Raw genomic sequence first — 14,793 nt, 5'->3', positions numbered from 1 at the left:
CCCGTCGAATAGAGCCATGCGACGTTGAGGTTACCGTGATTTTCCCGTTATGTGGATGCCAGATTTCTTGTCGTCACACCCGTTGACATGCGGAACTCCTCCACAAGGCTTGTGGAGGAGTCCGACTTTCGGTGGTCAGGACGCGCTTTTGACTGATTTGATCAAGAGCTGCGCCACGTCCACGACTTCCAGCGACTCCTTCGCCTCGCCGTTGTTCTTCTTCTCGTTGATCGCGTCACCCAGCATCACCATGCAGAACGGGCAGGCGGTCGAGACGGTGTCGGGATCGGTGGTCAGGGCCTCGTCCACGCGCTCGGTGTTGATGCGCTTGCCGATGCGCTCCTCCATCCACATGCGCGCGCCGCCGGCGCCGCAGCAGAAGCCCCGGTCCTTGTGGCGGTGCATCTCCTGGGTGGTGACGCCCGGCACCTTCGACATGATGTCGCGGGGCTGGGAGTAGACCTTGTTGTGGCGGCCGAGGAAGCACGGGTCGTGGTAGGTGATCTTCTCCTCGATCGGCGTGATCGGGGTGAGCAGGCCCTCGTCCACCAGCCTCGCCAGCAACTGGGTGTGGTGCACGACCTCGTACGTGCCGCCGAGCTGCGGATACTCGTTTGCGAGGGTGTTGAAGCAGTGGGGGCACGTGGCCACGATCTTCTTCACGCCCGCCTCGTTGAGCGTCTCGATGTTCTGCTGGGCGAGCATGTTGAACAGGTATTCCATGCCCAGCCGGCGGGCCGGGTCGCCGGTGCAGGCCTCCATCGGGCCGAGCACCGCGAACTTCACGCCCGCGATGTGCAGCAGCTCCGCGACGGCCTTGGTGGTCTTCTTGGCCCGGTCTTCGAGCGCGCCCGCGCAGCCCACCCAGAACAGGTATTCGGCGTCCTCGGGCATCTTGTCCTCGACGAGCTCGACCTCGAAGTCGAGCTCCTCGATCCAGTCGGCCCGCTTCATCTCGGACATGCCCCACGGGTTGCCCTTGTTCTCCAGGTTCTTCACCATCACCCCCGCCTCGGACGGGAACGACGACTCCACCATGACCTGGTAGCGGCGCATGTCGAGGATGTGGTCGATGTGCTCGATGTCCACCGGGCACTGCTCGACGCAGGCGCCGCAGTTGGTGCACGACCACAGCACGTCGGGGTGGATCACGCCGTCCTCGCCGACGAGCGGCTTCTCCAGCAGCGCGAGCACGTCGGTGTCCTTGTGCTCGACGCCGCCCGCGGCGGCCATCAGGTAGGGGGCCACCTTGAAGGCGTGGTCACGCTGGTCGAGGATGAGCATCTTCGGCGAGAGCGGCTTGTCGGTGTTCCAGGCCGGGCACTGCGACTGGCAGCGGCCGCACTCCGTACAGGAGTAGAAGTCGAGGAAGCCCTTCCACGTGGTGTCGCCGATCTTGCCGCGGCCGAGCCGCTCGGGGTCGAGGTCCTCGTCCTCGAAGTCGACCGGCTTGCCGTCCACCCGCATCTCCGGCGCGCCGCCGAGGCCGTCGGGGCGGCGCGAGAAGAGCACGTTGAGCGGCGCCGTGAAGATGTGCAGGTGCTTGGAGTGCACCACGATGACCAGGAACACCAGCATGAAGCCGATGTGCAGGAGCAGCGCGATCTCCTCCAGCAGCGCGCTCTGCGGCAGCGCGTCCCCGAGCGCGAGCGAGACGAACGCGCCGGAGGAGTAGGGGAAGTTGCCGTTGGCGGCGGCGGCGCCGCGGGCGAGGAAGAGCGTCCAGATGATGTTGAAGATCATGAACAGCACGAGCCACGCGCCGCCCAGGTGCGAGCCGGAGAAGCGCGAGCTGCGCCCGAGCGTCTTGGGCGAGTTCTTGACCCGGATGACGGCGAAGGCGATCAGGCCGAGCACACAGGCGACCGCGATGAAGTCCTGGAGGAAGCCCAGCACCCCCCACGTCCCGATGAGCGGGATGTGGAAGTCGGGCGTGCCGGTGATCGCCCCCTGGACGATGGCGCCGTACGCCTCGATGTAGACGGTCAGCAGGATGAAGAAGGCCCACATGACGAAGAAGTGCGCGACGCCCGACGGCGTCCACTTGAGCAGCTTCTTCTGCCCGAACACCTCGACGATCTGCGCCTTGACCTCATCGCCCGCATGCGTCTTGGCGTATTCGATCCGCTCGGGCGCGGGTGGCCCCACGGTGGCGAGCTTGAACAGGAACAGCGCCCTGCGGCCTGCGACGGCGACCGCCAGGACGGTCATGACAAGCCCGATGATGGCTACCCAGAGCACGGGTCCTCCCACAGACGACGTTGGCTGTCAGCGTACGGTCACCCGCTTCGCCGGCATCTGACGCGATCCTACCCACGAGTAACTTTACTCGGGTACGCGACATACCCTATGGTCACCGCCATCTACCGAACAATGCTCTATCCAGCGAAGTAGCGCTGGACGGTCGGCGCCAGCAGCTCCACCAGCTCGTCGGGGGTCGCGCTCGCCATCGGCTCCAGCTTGATCACGTGGCGCGCCATGACCATGCCGAACATCTGCGCGAACGCCGCCTCGACCCGCAGGTGCGGCACCTCCAGCCGGTCGGCCACCTGGTAGAGCAGCGCGTTGGAGATGAACTCCCGGAACATCGTGGCCGCCTGCTCGTTGGTCATCGCCGAGCGGATAAGCGCCACCATCGGCTCGCGCGTCTCCGGCGCGCTCGTGGCCCGCAGGATGAACCGGACCAGCCGCTCCCCGATCTCCTCGCGCGGGCCCTCCAGCAGCAGCGGGATGACCTGGTGAGGGGTGACCGGCAACCGCATGGCCGCCGCGAACATGCCCTCTTTGGTGTCGAAGTAGTGGTGCACGAGCGCCGGATCGACCTTGGCCTCCCGCGCGATGCCGCGCACGGTGGCCTTGTCGAAGCCCTTTTCGGCGAACACCCGCCGCGCCGCCGCCAGGATCTCACCGCGCGTGTCGGCCGAACCCGGCCGGCGCCCCGGACGCCGCGCGGCGCTCTCTGGGGTCACCGGCCCACCGCCAGGTAGACCCGCATCGGCACGGACAGCACGCCCTCGGGGAACGCGTCGCGCAGCTCGCCCCGCCGCCGCTCGACGAGCTCGTCGGCCCGCCTCGGCGACAGCGCCGCCATGTAGGAGTGGGAGCGCAGGCCGAGCAGGAAGTCTTCGATGCCGACCAGCCGGGTCCACGGGATCCAGCGCTCCTCGATCACCTCGAAGGCCGAGGCGATCGGCGGCACCGACCACTCCTCGACCGCCGGGCCGTAGTAGCTGGGGACCTCCGCGGCCAGCCGCGCCTCATAGGCGGCCAGCCAGTCGGCCTGGGCCGCGTGGTTGAGGTTCCAGCAGCCGACGATCGCGCCCTCGGGGCGCAGCACCCGCCTCGCCTCGGCGATCGAGGACACCGGGTCGAGCCAGTGCCACGACTGCGCGTAGGTCACCAGGTCGGCCACGCCGTCGGCCAGCGGCAACGCGTTGCCGTCGGCCAGCACGGCCGCGACAGGGGTGCCCTCCTCGTCGGCCGTGCGCTCCACCAGCTTGGCCAGCATCTCCCCACCCGGGTCGACCGCGATGACCTGCGAGCCGCGGGCTCTCAGGGCGCGCGTCATGATGCCGGTGCCCGCGCCGATGTCGACCGTGGTGGCACCCTCGAGCTCGACGCCGGACGCCTCGCTCAGCGCGCGGTAGACCTCGTCGGGATAGGTCGGCCTGCCCGCGTCGTAAGCGTCCGCCACGCGGTCGAACACCCTGCCGAGATCCTTGATGGGGCCCATGTTCATGTGGACGCCGCCAGGTGCAGCCTGGCGAAGGCCAGCCCCTCCGCCAGATCGTCGATCCGCTCGGTCCGGCTGGCCGCCTTGCGTGTGTTGATCTCGAGGACCACGAGCCCCGTGTAGCCGGTGCCGGCCAGGCGCTCCAGCATCGGCGCGCACGGCTGGTTGCCCCGGCCCGGCACCAGGTGCTCGTCCTTGTTCGTCACCCCGAGACCGTCCGCCAGGTGCAGGTGGGCGAGCCGGTCGCCGAGCTTGACGGCCATCTCCATGGCGTCGGTGCCCGACACGGCCGTGTGCGACAGGTCGAGCGTGACGTGGGGGAAGTCGTAGTCGGTCGGGTTCCAGTCGGGCGAGTAGGGCACGACGTCGTTGCCCCTGGCCCGCAGCGGGAACATGTTCTCGACGGCGAACGTGACATTCGTCTCGTCACGCATCCTGGCCAGCCCCGACTCGAAGTCCTTCGCGTAGTCGCGCTGCCAGCGGAACGGCGGATGGACCACGACCGTCGAGGCGCCGAGACGCTCGGCCGCCTTCTGCGCCTTGACCAGCTTGGCCCAGGGATCGCGCCCCCAGACCCGCTGCGTGACGAGCAGGCAGGGCGCGTGGATGGCCAGAACGGGTATTTCGTAGTGCTCGGAAAGCCGCTCGATCACGTCGATGTCCTGGCTCACCGGGTCGGCGCCGACCATGATTTCGACGCCGTCATAGCCCAGGCGAGCGGCGAGCTCGAACGCGTCTGGAGTGCGTTCCGGATATACCGAAGCGGTGGACAATGCGATCTTCGCATTGGGCACGCGGATGACATCAGCCACGTTGCCAGCCTAAGCCGGTGAAGCCGATCTGGCGCGCGAGCCTCTCAGGTGAGCCCGCCGGGCGCGGCTCACCCGAGGTGCGGGCCCGAGGTGTGAGTGCGCCTACCGTTGGAACATGCCCCGCATTGCCAGAGGCGCGATCCCGAGCCCGAATATCTGGAATACCCCTCAGGTCTACGAGCTGGAGAACCGCGCCGTCGACCCCGAGGGCGCCGCCGACGCGGCGATGCGCACCCTGCGGACCTGGGACGACGCCACCGTGCTGGACATCGGCTGCGGCACCGGCTACCACCTGCCGGTCCTGTCCGCCGAGGCGGCGCAGGTGATCGGTGTGGAGCCGCACGGAGACCTGGCGCTGCTGGCCCGCCGCCGCTGCGCCGGGCTGGCCAATGTGACCGTGCACGCCGCCGCGGCCCAGAACCTGCCGCTCGCGGACGCCTCGGTCGACGTGGCCATGGCGCGCTGGGCGTACTTCTTCGGGCCCGGCTGCGAGCCGGGGCTGCGCGAGCTGTCCCGCGTGGTACGCCGCGGCGGCGCGGCCTTCGTCGTCGACCTCGACGCCACGCGGGGGTCTTTCGGGCGCTGGTTCTCGCGTACCGTGCCGACCTACAACGCGCGTGAGGTCGAGTCGTTCTGGGACCGGCAGGGCTGGCAGCGCCGGCCGCTCGACCTCAGGATGACCTTCCTGCGGCGGGCGGACCTGGAGGCGGTGCTGCGCATCGAGTTCACGCCCGAGGTGGCCGAGCAGGCCATCGCCGAGACGACCGGCCTGGAACTGGCCTATCCGAACGTCCTGCGCTGGCGCCACTTCTAGGGCTTGACATTGACGTCGGTGTCAACGTTTACCGTGGTCATATGCGCATCGGTGAGCTGGCGGAACGCACCGGGGTGAGCACCCGCTCGCTCCGCTACTACGAGCAGCACGGGTTGCTCAGCGCCCGCCGGAGTCCCAACGGCTACCGCGAGTACACCGAGGACGACGTCCGGCTGGTGTCCGAGATCCGGGCCCTGCTCAGCGTCGGCTTCACGCTGGAGGACACCCGCCCGTTCGTCGACTGCCTGCGCCGGGGGCACAGCACGGGCGGTTCGTGCTCCGAGTCGGTCGAGGTCTACGAGCGCAAGCTCACCGAGATCGACGAGGAGATCCGCGTCCTGCTCGCGCGCCGGGCCGAAGTGGCCGCGCAGCTCGCCCAGTCATGCCCAGGTTGCTTCGTAAGGGGATAAAGATGATCACGTTGACCACCGACAACTACGAGGAGCAGGTGCTCAAGAGCGACAAGCCGGTGCTGGTCGAGTTCTGGGCCGAGTGGTGCGGGCCGTGCCGGATGGTCGGCCCCGTGCTGGAGCAGATCGAGGCCGAGCACGGCCTGACGATCGGCAAGCTCAACACCGACGAGAACCCCGAGATCATGGCCCGCTACGGCGTGCTGGCCGTGCCGACGATGCTGCTGTTCGAGAACGGCGAGCCCGTCAAGCAGATCGTGGGGGCCAAGCCCAAGCGCATGCTCGTCTCCGAGCTGGGCCTGTCGTAATCCTCCCGATCCTCCCGATCCTCCCGATCGACGGCCGATTCGTCCCGGCGCCCCTGGCCGGGTTTCTCTGCCGCGAGCGGGTTCACCGATCACCCGCCTTCCTGGCCGCTCGACGCCACCCTCACGGTATGAGCGGGCGCTCCGGCGCGGATCCCGTACCGGAGATCTCGAAGAATGTCGGCGCCAGCCGCTAGCCTGCTCCGCATGGCCAAGACTGCACAGAAGCCCGGATACCGCTGTGCCGAGTGCGGTTGGCGCACCACGAAGTGGGTGGGCCGGTGCGGCGAGTGCCAGGCGTGGGGCACGGTCGACGAGGAGGGCGCGCGCGGCGGGGTCAACGTCGTGCAGCCGGGCGCCACCAGCGCGCCCGCGCTGCCGATCGGCCAGGTCAAGGCCGAGATGGCGACCGCGCGCACGACCGGCGTGTCCGAGCTCGACCGGGTGCTCGGCGGCGGCCTGGTGCCCGGCGCGGTCGTGCTGCTGGCGGGCGAGCCGGGCATCGGCAAGTCCACGCTCCTGCTTGAGGCCGCGGCCAGCATCGCCGAGCGCACAACGGTCCTCTACGTGACGGGCGAGGAGTCGGCGGCCCAGGTGCGCCTGCGGGCCGACCGTATCGGCGCGATCCAGGACCAGCTCTACCTCGCCGCGGAGACCGACCTGTCGGCCCTGGTCACCCACGTGGAGAAGGTCCAGCCCAGCATGCTGGTGGTCGACTCGGTGCAGACGATCGGCTCCGCCCAGGCGACCGGCGTGCCCGGCGGGGTGACGCAGGTGCGGGAGGTGGCGGCCAACCTGGTGCGGCTGGCCAAGGAGCGCAACATGGCCACCGTCCTGGTCGGCCACGTCACCAAGGAGGGCTCGATCGCCGGCCCCCGCACGCTGGAGCACCTGGTCGACGTCGTGCTCAACTTCGAGGGCGACCGCCACTCCAGGCTCCGCATGGTCCGCGCGATCAAAAACCGGTTCGGCCCCACCGACGAGATCGGCTGCTTCGACCTGCACGAGAGCGGCATCGAGGGCATCACCGACCCGAGCGGGCTGTTCGTCTCCCGGCGCAGCGAGCCGGTGCCCGGCACCTGCGTCACGGTCACGGTCGAGGGCACCCGCCCGCTCCCCGCCGAGGTGCAGGCTCTGGTGGCCCGCACCGAAGCCCAGCAGCCCCGGCGCACCTCCTCGGGCCTCGACCCCTTCCGCGTGCAGATGGTCCTCGCGGTCCTGGAGCGCAGGCTCAACGCCCGGCTCGGCGGGTGCGACGTGTTCACCGCGACGGTCGGCGGCATCAAGCTGGCCGACCCGGCCGTCGACCTGTCGGTCATGCTGGCCGTCGCCAGCGCCGCCGGCGACAAGCCGCTGCCCGCCGGTCTGGTGGCGCTCGGCGAGGTCGGCCTGGCCGGGGAGTTGCGGCCGGTCAAGGACGTGCGCAGACGGCTGACGGAGGCGTCCAGGCTGGGGTTCAAGCGCGCGCTCGTCCCTACCGGGTCGCTCGAAGAGGGGACCCGGCGGCGTAACGGGCAGCAGGCTCTGGTGCCGGTGGGGCCGGTGGCGTTCGCGCCCGGCTTCGAGGTGATCCAGGCGGAGAACGTCTGGGACGCTCTCACACACGTCACATAAGCGCGGCTAAGCTGGGCGTGACCGATCGACACGGGGGTCAGGTGGATAGGAGTCTTGACGACCGCCGTCGCGACGCCTTGGCCGCTGTAGCGCCGGGCACACCTCTGCGCGACGGCCTGGAGCGAATCCTGCGCGGGCAGACCGGCGGGTTGATCGTGCTCGGTTACAACAGGGCCGTCGAAGAGGTCTGCAGCGGCGGTTTCGAGCTCGACGTCGACTTCTCGGCCACCAGGCTCCGCGAGCTGGCCAAGATGGACGGCGCCATCGTGGTGAGCGGCGACCACAAGATCGTCCGTGCCGCCGTGCACCTCGTGCCCGACCCGTCCATCCCGACCGACGAGTCCGGCACCCGCCACCGCACCGCCCAGCGCGTCGCCAGGCAGACGGGCCTGCCCATCATCGCCATCAGCAAGTCGATGCGCATCATCGCCCTCTACCTCGACGGCATCCGCTACGTCCTTGAGGAGTCGGCGGCCATCCTGTCCAAGGCCAACCAGGCCCTGGCCACGCTCGAACGCTACAAACACCGCCTCGACGAGGTCTCGGGCACCCTGTCCGCCCTCGAGATCGAAGACCTGGTCACGGTCAGAGACGTCTCGGCCGTGGCGCAGCGGCTGGAGATGGTCCGCCGCATCTCCGACGAGATCAAGGGCTACGTGGTCGAGCTCGGCACTGACGGCCGCCTGCTGTCACTCCAGCTCGATGAGCTGGTGGCCGGCGTCGACTCCGAGCGGGAGCTGGTCATCCGCGACTACCTCCCCGCGCCCGCGGGCCGCCGCCAGAAGCGCCTCATCGAGGCCATGCACGACCTCGACAAGCTGTCGGGCAGCGAGCTGCTCGACCTGTCGGTGGTCTCCCACGTCCTCGGCCACAACGGCGCCGACATGCTCGACAGCCCGGTCAGCCCGCGGGGCTTCCGCCTGCTGGCCAAGGTCCCCCGCCTCCCGGCCACGGTGGTCGACCGCCTGGTCAACCACTTCGGCAGCCTGCAGAAGCTCCTGGCGGCCAACATCGACGACCTGCAGGCGGTCGGCGGCGTCGGGGAGTCCCGGGCCCGCAGCGTCCGTGAGGGGCTGTCCCGGCTCGCCGAGTCCTCCATCCTCGAACGCTACGTCTGACCCGGGTTCCCCAGCGCTACCGCAGGTGGAAGACCCCCTTGGCGCTCCGCATCCTGCCCATGCGCACCGTGGCCACATATGTGCCCGGCAGGGCCGTCGCCGGGGTGGCGCGGCAGTCGGAGCTCGACCGGCGCCGGTCCCATTCCAGCGCCCGCACGTACGGCACCCCCCGCTGCAACTCCTGGACGTCCGTGCCCGCGCCGCTCACGCAGTCTGCCGTGGACCAGATGCGGTCCGCGCCCGAGGTGATGCGCACCTCCATGGCGCGCGGCCCCACGTCGGCCTTGCACATCACCGGCCCCGTGTTCACCAGCGTGACCATGAAGCCGGGCCGGCTGTCGCCCGCGTAGATCTGCTCCTTGCCGCCCTGGAGGCTGAGCACCAGGTCCTGCTCGGTGCACATCTCCCCCGGCCGCCTGGGCCGCGCGCTGGGCGACGCCTTCGGGGTGGCCTGGGTGGGCGACGGGCTGGCCGTCCCCATGGCGAGCGTACGGAGGCCCGCCAGCAGCGGATCGGCGGCGGGCGTGACGCTCGGCGTGGACTGCGCGCTGGACGTGCGTCCGGGACCGCTGCCCCCGCTCGAGCATGCCCACGCCACCACGGCAACCACGACGAGCACCGCCACCAGCACGCTCATTCGGCGCCGCCAGTAGACGTCGGGGCCGTCGCCACGCATCGAATCCGGATCCATACAGCAAGGATGGTAATCGGGCGACGACTGCGAGTGACGACACGCCGAACTTGGCCATCTCCCAATACGCTTGACCGCGTGGTTGAGCCGAACCTCCTACGCACCCCCGTTCTGCACTGGTACGAGGACAACGCCCGGGACCTCCCGTGGCGCGCCGACGACGCGACCCCCTGGGGCGTGCTGGTCAGCGAGATCATGCTCCAGCAGACCCCCGTCGTCCGCGTCCTGCCCATCTGGCACGACTGGATGGAACGCTGGCCCACCCCCAAGGCCCTGGCCGCCGAACCACCCGGCGAGGCCGTACGCCACTGGGGCCGGCTCGGCTACCCGCGCAGGGCGCTGCGCCTGCACGCCTGCGCCAAGGCGATCACCGACGAGCACGGCGGCGAGGTGCCGTCCGACCACGCGACCCTGCTGTCCCTGCCCGGCATCGGCGAATACACCGCCGCCGCGGTCGCCAGCTTCGCCTACGGGGGCCGCCACGCGATCCTCGACACCAACGTCCGCCGGGTCTTCGCCAGGGCGGTCAGCGCCGAGGAATACCCGCCGACGGCCACCTCGGCGGCGGAGCGGCGGCTGGCGGAGCAACTCCTCCCCGAGCTGGGCGCCGCCCGGTGGGGCGTGGCCGTGATGGAACTGGGCGCCCTGGTCTGCACGGCCCGCGCCCCACGCTGCGCCGACTGCCCGATCGCCCACCTGTGCGCCTGGCGCCTGGCGGGCAAACCGCCGCACACCGGCCCCGCCCGCAAGGGCCAGACGTACGCGGGCACCGACCGCCAGTGCCGCGGCCGCCTCCTGGAGGTGCTGCGCGAGGCCCACGGGCCGGTCCCCAAGGCGGCTCTGGACGTGGTGTGGGACGACGCGGTGCAGCGCGAACGCGCCCTCGACGGCCTGATCACCGACGGCCTCGCCGAAGCCCTCGACGACGGCACCTACCGCCTCCCCCACACCTGACCACCCACGCCCACCAGGTGACAACCCACAGGGCCCCACCCACGCATCTCTTACCGCGCAGACCCCGGGCCGATCGCGAGCCACTCCCGTCCGCAGCGTGAACCACGGGCCTCCGCGAACACCGGGAGCCGATGACGCGCGGGCTGCTTGGGGGCGCACCGCGGGCTGCTTGGGGTGCACCGCGGGCTGACGGCGCGCACCGCGGACCGCTCGCACGCACCGCGGACCGCTCGCACGCACCGCGGACCGCTCGCACGCACCGCGGACCAATGGCGCACGCCGTGGACCAATCGCGTCGATCCCGAGCCGACCGTACACACGCTTGACGGACCGGATCCCACACCCGCCGTGAACTGACCACGCACGACGCGAACACACAGGCCCACCCCGTGCACGAAACGCCCAAACCCGCACACAGAACGCACAACCCTTACACGGCAGGCCCTTCCACCCCGCCACGGACCTTCCCGTGGACGGCGACCCGATCCAGCCTCGGTGGGTCCACCTCGTTTGGCGTGGGCCGGCCGCGTACATCGCGGTCTAACGCGCCCAGACCGGCACCAGGCGCTCGGTGTTCTTGGGCGCCAGGTCGCAGGCATCCGGCTCCGACACGCCGTCCGGGTTGTACACCTGGGCCCCGGCCGGGGCGACCACGACGGACACGAACCCGCGCTCCGGATCGGCGAACATCTGCCTGCTCACGTCCGCGGGCAACACCATCGTGTCCCCCGCCGCCACCTCGAACCGCTCACCACCCAGCTCGACCACGGCGGCCCCGTCGAGCCACGTCCACAGCAACTCGGCGTCGAACGCGTGCACCGGCCCCACCATGCCCGGCACGGCGTCGACCCGCCACACGGCCTGTCCAGCGGCCCCCTGCGTCGGGGAGGCCAGGGTGGTCATGACCCCGTTGGGTGTCTCGGTCTTACGGGCATCGCCCGACAGAACGACGGTCATCGGCATCTCCTTTCACGCGATCCACGGCGGCGTGCCGTAGTCGGCTCCGTCAGGGGCGAGCGCGCGGGCGCCGGCGGCGGCCGTGACCACAGCCGTGTACCCGGCGGCCGGGTCGGCCAGCACCCGCCGCACGGTGCGGGCGGGCATGACCACGGTGTCCCCCGCGCCGACGGAGAACGTCTCACCGCCCAGCTCGACGGTCGCCGCCCCGGCGATCCAGCTCCACACCTGCTCGCTGTCGAAGTCGTGCACCGGCCCTTCGGCGCCGGGCACGGCCTCGACCTTCCACAGGGACCGCGAGGCCCCTCCCTGCGTCGGCGAAGCGAACGTCGTCATGACTCCGCCCGGAGTCTCCGACCGCCGCGCCTGAGCGTCACGTATGACAGTCACGCCACGAACCCCTTAACATAGGCAACCACGTTGTCTATATAGTTAACCAGGTTGTCTATCGTGTCAAGCGACGTCCCAGGCTTCGAACTGCCACTCCGCCTCCTGCTCGCGTTCAGAACGCTGATCGACGAGCTTCACGCCGAGCTCGCCAAACAGGGTCACCCCGACATCAGACCCATGCACGGCTTCGTCATGCAGGCGATCGGCCCGTCCGGCACCACGGCCGTCGAGCTGGGCCGCCTGCTGGGCGTCTCCAAACAGGCCGCGGGCAAGACCATCGACACCCTGGAACGCATCGGGTACGTGGAACGCACCGCCGACCCCGAGGACACCCGCCGCAAGATCGTCCGCCTGACCCCCTACGGCCTGGACGCCCTCACCCGCTCCGCCCACATCTTCGACACCCTGCGCGCCCACTGGGCCACCGAACTGGGCGAGGACCGCCTACGAGCCCTGGAGTCCGACCTCCGCAAAATGACCCCAGCCAACCCCTGGCGCCTGGACACCCCCGGCTGGTTCGGCACCCTCTGAACCCTCAACCACCCCAACCCCACAACGACACAAAAGCCACAACAACGCCACCCAACGAAGCGGCCCAACCAGCCGACCAGCAAAGACGACCAGCGAGCCCGACGCGAGACCACCCAGCCAAGCAACCCAGCCGAACGCCCGGGCGACATAACTCGGCAAGGACGGCCAGCGAGAGGCAAGCGAGACCAACGTGAATCCGCCAGCCAGGCAACCCAACCCGACGACCTATCGGGGACCAGCCCAGCGAGATGACTCGGGGCGATGGCTAGGGAGACGGGCCGGTGAAGACGGGCCGGTGAAGACGGTGGGAGCCGCCCCGTGAGACTGGCGAAAGGCCGTCCCGTTGGGGCGAGTGGGAGGCTGCCCATAGGACCGGCAAAGGCCGCCCAGTGAGGACGGCCTTTGGCGGGATGGTTGTTAGGCTGCGAGCTGGAGCCCCAGGCTGGTCAGGTTCGTACGAGCCCAGGCCAGCTCCTCGGCCAGCAGCGACACCAGCGCCCCCGGCCCCTTGGCCCGCCCAGGAACGGTCAGGTTGTGGGTCTCGACCTCGATGTGGGCACTCCCGCTCACCGCCCCCGACAACATCGCCGTCAGCGTGTCGTGCAGCACGGCACCCGTGCTCCGCGTCTCCCCCGTGTGATTGTGCACATGCCCCAGCTTGACCACAGGCGCACCGGCCTCGGCCAGCCCCTTGAGGGCCGCGCCCGGCTCCTCTGTCCCGCAGGTGAGGTGGCAGGCGTCCAGGCATACGCCGAGGTGCTCGGAGTCGATCCCGCACACCCGTTCGAGGGCCTGCTCGGTGGTCTCCAGCACGCACCCGGGCCACGGCTCGAACCCGACCCTGATCGTCTTGCCGGTCACGCTGTAGATGCCGCGCAGCTCACGCGCCAGCCGCTCGAGCCGGCGGGTGGCGATCGAGTGCAGGTCGGCCGGCCAGTCGCGCCGCCAGCCGATCGGAATCGTGGAGATGCTCCCGAACCGCACGTCCTCCGGCAGCAGGAACGCCAGGATCTTGGCCAGCGCCATGGTGTAGCGGTATCGCTCGGGCTTGGCCCAGTCGGGCCCGGGGACTTCCTGGTTGCGCCCGCCGGTTCCGTTGAGGCTCACCACCTCGAGACCGCGCTCCTCCAGGGAGCGGCGCAGCCGTACGAGCTCGATGCGGTCGGCGGTGAGGTGATCGGCGACGCTCGGCGACAGCCACAGCCCGATCCCCATCCGCTCCACACCCAGCCTCTTGCGCACCGGGACCGCGTAACGGGTCAGATGGGCAATAAGGTTCTCCAGGTCTTCAGCGGGGTGGACGCCTGCGTTGTAGGCGAGGTGAACGAGCGTTCCGTCAATGTGACGCAGGCGCATCGGTTTCCTCCACGGCTTGCTGTGTGTGTTCCGTCGCCCGCCTCGGACGTGCGAACCATGTGAGCATGCCTGCTAACGGGTGGCGCGCGCGTCCGCCCTGAGTTGATTCCTGGCTACTCCCGTGGGAGCAGCCTTCAACTTAGGAGCACGCCCTTGTGGCTCACTTGGATGAGACTTGGCGAAGCTCTACGCAGTGTAGTACTACTCGCGGTGGCGGTATACCCGAGCGCCCAACAATTACGCAACGACGACATCTTTCTCACATCACCGCGTCCAGAAAGTGAGCCTCTCGGGTCAAACGCCCGCGCTGGAAGTGACCCCCGTCACATCAGCCCCGCTGAGGCCCTGAACGCCCGCCACCGGCCCCAGACCCCGTCCCGGCACCCCGAGCCACCCCCGGGCGTCGTAACGCCTGTCCGGGATGATGAGCCGCGCTCACGCTACACCGGGCCGCCCCGGCCGGACGGCCGAACGCCCAAGAACGACCTCCGAACATGCGGAAAGCCCCCGCGTGACCGAAGTCACACGGGGGCTTTCCAGCGAACCAGAGGCGCCGGGGGCGCCGTCAGTTCTGGATCGGCGCGGCGATCGCGGCGGCCGAGTCGGGAACCGTCGAGGACGACTCACCCTTGAAGGTGAATACGGCGTTGTCGCCTTCGCCTTCGATGGCCACCTTCACCACCTGGCCGGGCCGGAGCTCACCGTAAAGGATCTTCTCCGACAGCGAATCCTCCAGCTCACGCTGGATCGTCCGGCGCAACGGCCGAGCACCCATCACCGGGTCGTAACCCCGATCCGCCAGCAACTGCTTGGCCTCGGGCGACACGTCCAGGCCCATGTCCCGATCCTTCAACCGGGCATCCACCTGCGCCAGCATCAGATCCACGATCTTGATGATCTCGTTCGGCGTCAACTGATGGAACACCACGATGTCATCGACCCGGTTCAGGAACTCCGGCCGGAAGTGCTGCTTGAGCTCCTCCTGCACCTTCGACTTCATCCGGTCGTAGTTGGAATCGGCATCGTTGGACTTGGCGAACCCCACCCCGATGCCCTTGGAGATGTCTCGCGTGCCCAGGTTGGTGGTCATGATGATGACCGTGTTCTT

Annotated in this window: 16 protein-coding genes; 7 read left to right on the top strand and 9 right to left on the bottom strand. The window is 69.5% G+C overall.

Annotation, left to right across the window (positions count from 1 at the left end; translation table 11 throughout):
* Window positions 1–135 precede the first annotated feature (135 nt).
* From AB0I15_RS04270 to AB0I15_RS04255, 4 genes are all read right to left on the bottom strand, one after another.
* Complete coding sequence (locus AB0I15_RS04270; RefSeq protein ID WP_358089893.1) at window positions 136–2,241, bottom strand: (Fe-S)-binding protein; 2,106 nt, start codon at window positions 2,239–2,241, stop codon at window positions 136–138.
* Window positions 2,242–2,378: 137 nt separating this feature from the next.
* Complete coding sequence (locus AB0I15_RS04265; protein ID WP_358089891.1) at window positions 2,379–2,969, bottom strand: TetR family transcriptional regulator; 591 nt, start codon at window positions 2,967–2,969, stop codon at window positions 2,379–2,381.
* Window positions 2,966–3,739, bottom strand: coding sequence for a class I SAM-dependent methyltransferase (locus AB0I15_RS04260; RefSeq protein WP_358089888.1), 774 nt, complete (start codon window positions 3,737–3,739; stop codon window positions 2,966–2,968). Before AB0I15_RS04260 ends, AB0I15_RS04265 begins: the two co-directional genes overlap by 4 nt.
* Window positions 3,736–4,545, bottom strand: coding sequence for a sugar phosphate isomerase/epimerase (locus AB0I15_RS04255; protein WP_358089885.1), 810 nt, complete (start codon window positions 4,543–4,545; stop codon window positions 3,736–3,738). The genes AB0I15_RS04260 and AB0I15_RS04255 overlap by 4 nt, the downstream gene beginning before the upstream one ends.
* Before the next feature lie 115 nt (window positions 4,546–4,660).
* Between AB0I15_RS04255 and AB0I15_RS04250 the strand changes: the two genes are divergently transcribed.
* The 5 genes from AB0I15_RS04250 (at window position 4,661) to disA (ending at window position 8,806) form a co-directional block, all read left to right on the top strand.
* Window positions 4,661–5,359, top strand: coding sequence for a class I SAM-dependent methyltransferase (locus AB0I15_RS04250; RefSeq protein ID WP_358089882.1), 699 nt, complete (start codon window positions 4,661–4,663; stop codon window positions 5,357–5,359).
* A gap of 41 nt (window positions 5,360–5,400) precedes the next feature.
* A complete protein-coding gene (locus AB0I15_RS04245) occupies window positions 5,401–5,769 on the top strand; it encodes a MerR family transcriptional regulator (protein ID WP_358089879.1) in 369 nt (122 codons plus the stop codon).
* Window positions 5,770–5,771: 2 nt separating this feature from the next.
* Window positions 5,772–6,077 (top strand): thioredoxin, encoded by a 306-nt coding sequence (trxA, locus tag AB0I15_RS04240; protein ID WP_358089876.1) that lies wholly within the window; start codon window positions 5,772–5,774, stop codon window positions 6,075–6,077.
* A gap of 204 nt (window positions 6,078–6,281) precedes the next feature.
* On the top strand, window positions 6,282–7,688 hold the full coding sequence (gene radA / locus AB0I15_RS04235; RefSeq protein ID WP_358089873.1) for a DNA repair protein RadA: 1,407 nt from the start codon (window positions 6,282–6,284) through the stop codon (window positions 7,686–7,688).
* Window positions 7,689–7,729: 41 nt separating this feature from the next.
* Window positions 7,730–8,806: a DNA integrity scanning diadenylate cyclase DisA gene (gene disA / locus AB0I15_RS04230; RefSeq protein WP_358089870.1), complete on the top strand. Its 1,077-nt coding sequence runs from the start codon at window positions 7,730–7,732 to the stop codon at window positions 8,804–8,806.
* A 16-nt stretch (window positions 8,807–8,822) separates the two neighbouring features.
* Here the strand turns inward: disA and AB0I15_RS04225 are convergent, their stop codons facing one another.
* Complete coding sequence (locus AB0I15_RS04225; protein WP_358089867.1) at window positions 8,823–9,497, bottom strand: hypothetical protein; 675 nt, start codon at window positions 9,495–9,497, stop codon at window positions 8,823–8,825.
* A gap of 78 nt (window positions 9,498–9,575) precedes the next feature.
* On the opposite strand from AB0I15_RS04225, the gene AB0I15_RS04220 reads away from it, so the two are divergent.
* Window positions 9,576–10,451, top strand: a complete 876-nt coding sequence (locus AB0I15_RS04220; RefSeq protein ID WP_358089864.1) for an A/G-specific adenine glycosylase — start codon at window positions 9,576–9,578, stop codon at window positions 10,449–10,451.
* A 540-nt stretch (window positions 10,452–10,991) separates the two neighbouring features.
* Here the strand turns inward: AB0I15_RS04220 and AB0I15_RS04215 are convergent.
* Both AB0I15_RS04215 and AB0I15_RS04210 read right to left on the bottom strand, forming a co-directional pair.
* On the bottom strand, window positions 10,992–11,408 hold the full coding sequence (locus AB0I15_RS04215; protein WP_358089861.1) for a cupin: 417 nt from the start codon (window positions 11,406–11,408) through the stop codon (window positions 10,992–10,994).
* 12 nt (window positions 11,409–11,420) lie between these two features.
* Complete coding sequence (locus AB0I15_RS04210; RefSeq protein ID WP_358089859.1) at window positions 11,421–11,744, bottom strand: cupin; 324 nt, start codon at window positions 11,742–11,744, stop codon at window positions 11,421–11,423.
* Window positions 11,745–11,858: 114 nt separating this feature from the next.
* Here AB0I15_RS04210 and AB0I15_RS04205 point away from each other — a divergent pair, with 114 nt between their 5' ends.
* The gene (locus AB0I15_RS04205; RefSeq protein WP_358089856.1) at window positions 11,859–12,329 is read left to right on the top strand and encodes a MarR family winged helix-turn-helix transcriptional regulator; all 471 of its coding nucleotides are present in this window, start codon (window positions 11,859–11,861) and stop codon (window positions 12,327–12,329) included.
* A 417-nt stretch (window positions 12,330–12,746) separates the two neighbouring features.
* Here the strand turns inward: AB0I15_RS04205 and AB0I15_RS04200 are convergent, their stop codons facing one another.
* Together AB0I15_RS04200 and AB0I15_RS04195 are read right to left on the bottom strand one after the other, a co-directional pair.
* A complete protein-coding gene (locus tag AB0I15_RS04200; protein ID WP_358089854.1) occupies window positions 12,747–13,685 on the bottom strand; it encodes a TIM barrel protein in 939 nt (312 codons plus the stop codon).
* A gap of 565 nt (window positions 13,686–14,250) precedes the next feature.
* Window positions 14,251–14,793: AAA family ATPase (locus tag AB0I15_RS04195; RefSeq protein WP_358089852.1), on the bottom strand; the 543-nt coding region annotated here is incomplete at its 5' end.

It is taken from the genome of Nonomuraea sp. NPDC050643 (assembly GCF_040654715.1).
Lineage (GTDB): Bacteria > Actinomycetota > Actinomycetes > Streptosporangiales > Streptosporangiaceae > Nonomuraea.
Note: the sequence above shows the minus strand (reverse complement) of the source record. Positions and strands in the feature narration are given on the sequence as shown.

Bases quoted from the DNA above. Each gene is read 5' to 3' on its own strand.
- AB0I15_RS04225 (WP_358089867.1), bottom strand. From the start codon at position 9,497: ATGGATCCGGATTCGATGCGTGGCGACGGCCCCGACGTCTACTGGCGG.
- AB0I15_RS04245 (WP_358089879.1), top strand. From the start codon at position 5,401: ATGCGCATCGGTGAGCTGGCGGAACGCACCGGGGTGAGCACCCGCTCG.
- AB0I15_RS04250 (WP_358089882.1), top strand. From the start codon at position 4,661: ATGCCCCGCATTGCCAGAGGCGCGATCCCGAGCCCGAATATCTGGAAT.
- AB0I15_RS04200 (WP_358089854.1), bottom strand. From the start codon at position 13,685: ATGCGCCTGCGTCACATTGACGGAACGCTCGTTCACCTCGCCTACAAC.
- trxA (WP_358089876.1), top strand. From the start codon at position 5,772: ATGATCACGTTGACCACCGACAACTACGAGGAGCAGGTGCTCAAGAGC.
- AB0I15_RS04215 (WP_358089861.1), bottom strand. From the start codon at position 11,408: ATGACCGTCGTTCTGTCGGGCGATGCCCGTAAGACCGAGACACCCAAC.
- AB0I15_RS04210 (WP_358089859.1), bottom strand. From the start codon at position 11,744: ATGACGACGTTCGCTTCGCCGACGCAGGGAGGGGCCTCGCGGTCCCTG.
- radA (WP_358089873.1), top strand. From the start codon at position 6,282: ATGGCCAAGACTGCACAGAAGCCCGGATACCGCTGTGCCGAGTGCGGT.
- AB0I15_RS04260 (WP_358089888.1), bottom strand. From the start codon at position 3,739: ATGAACATGGGCCCCATCAAGGATCTCGGCAGGGTGTTCGACCGCGTG.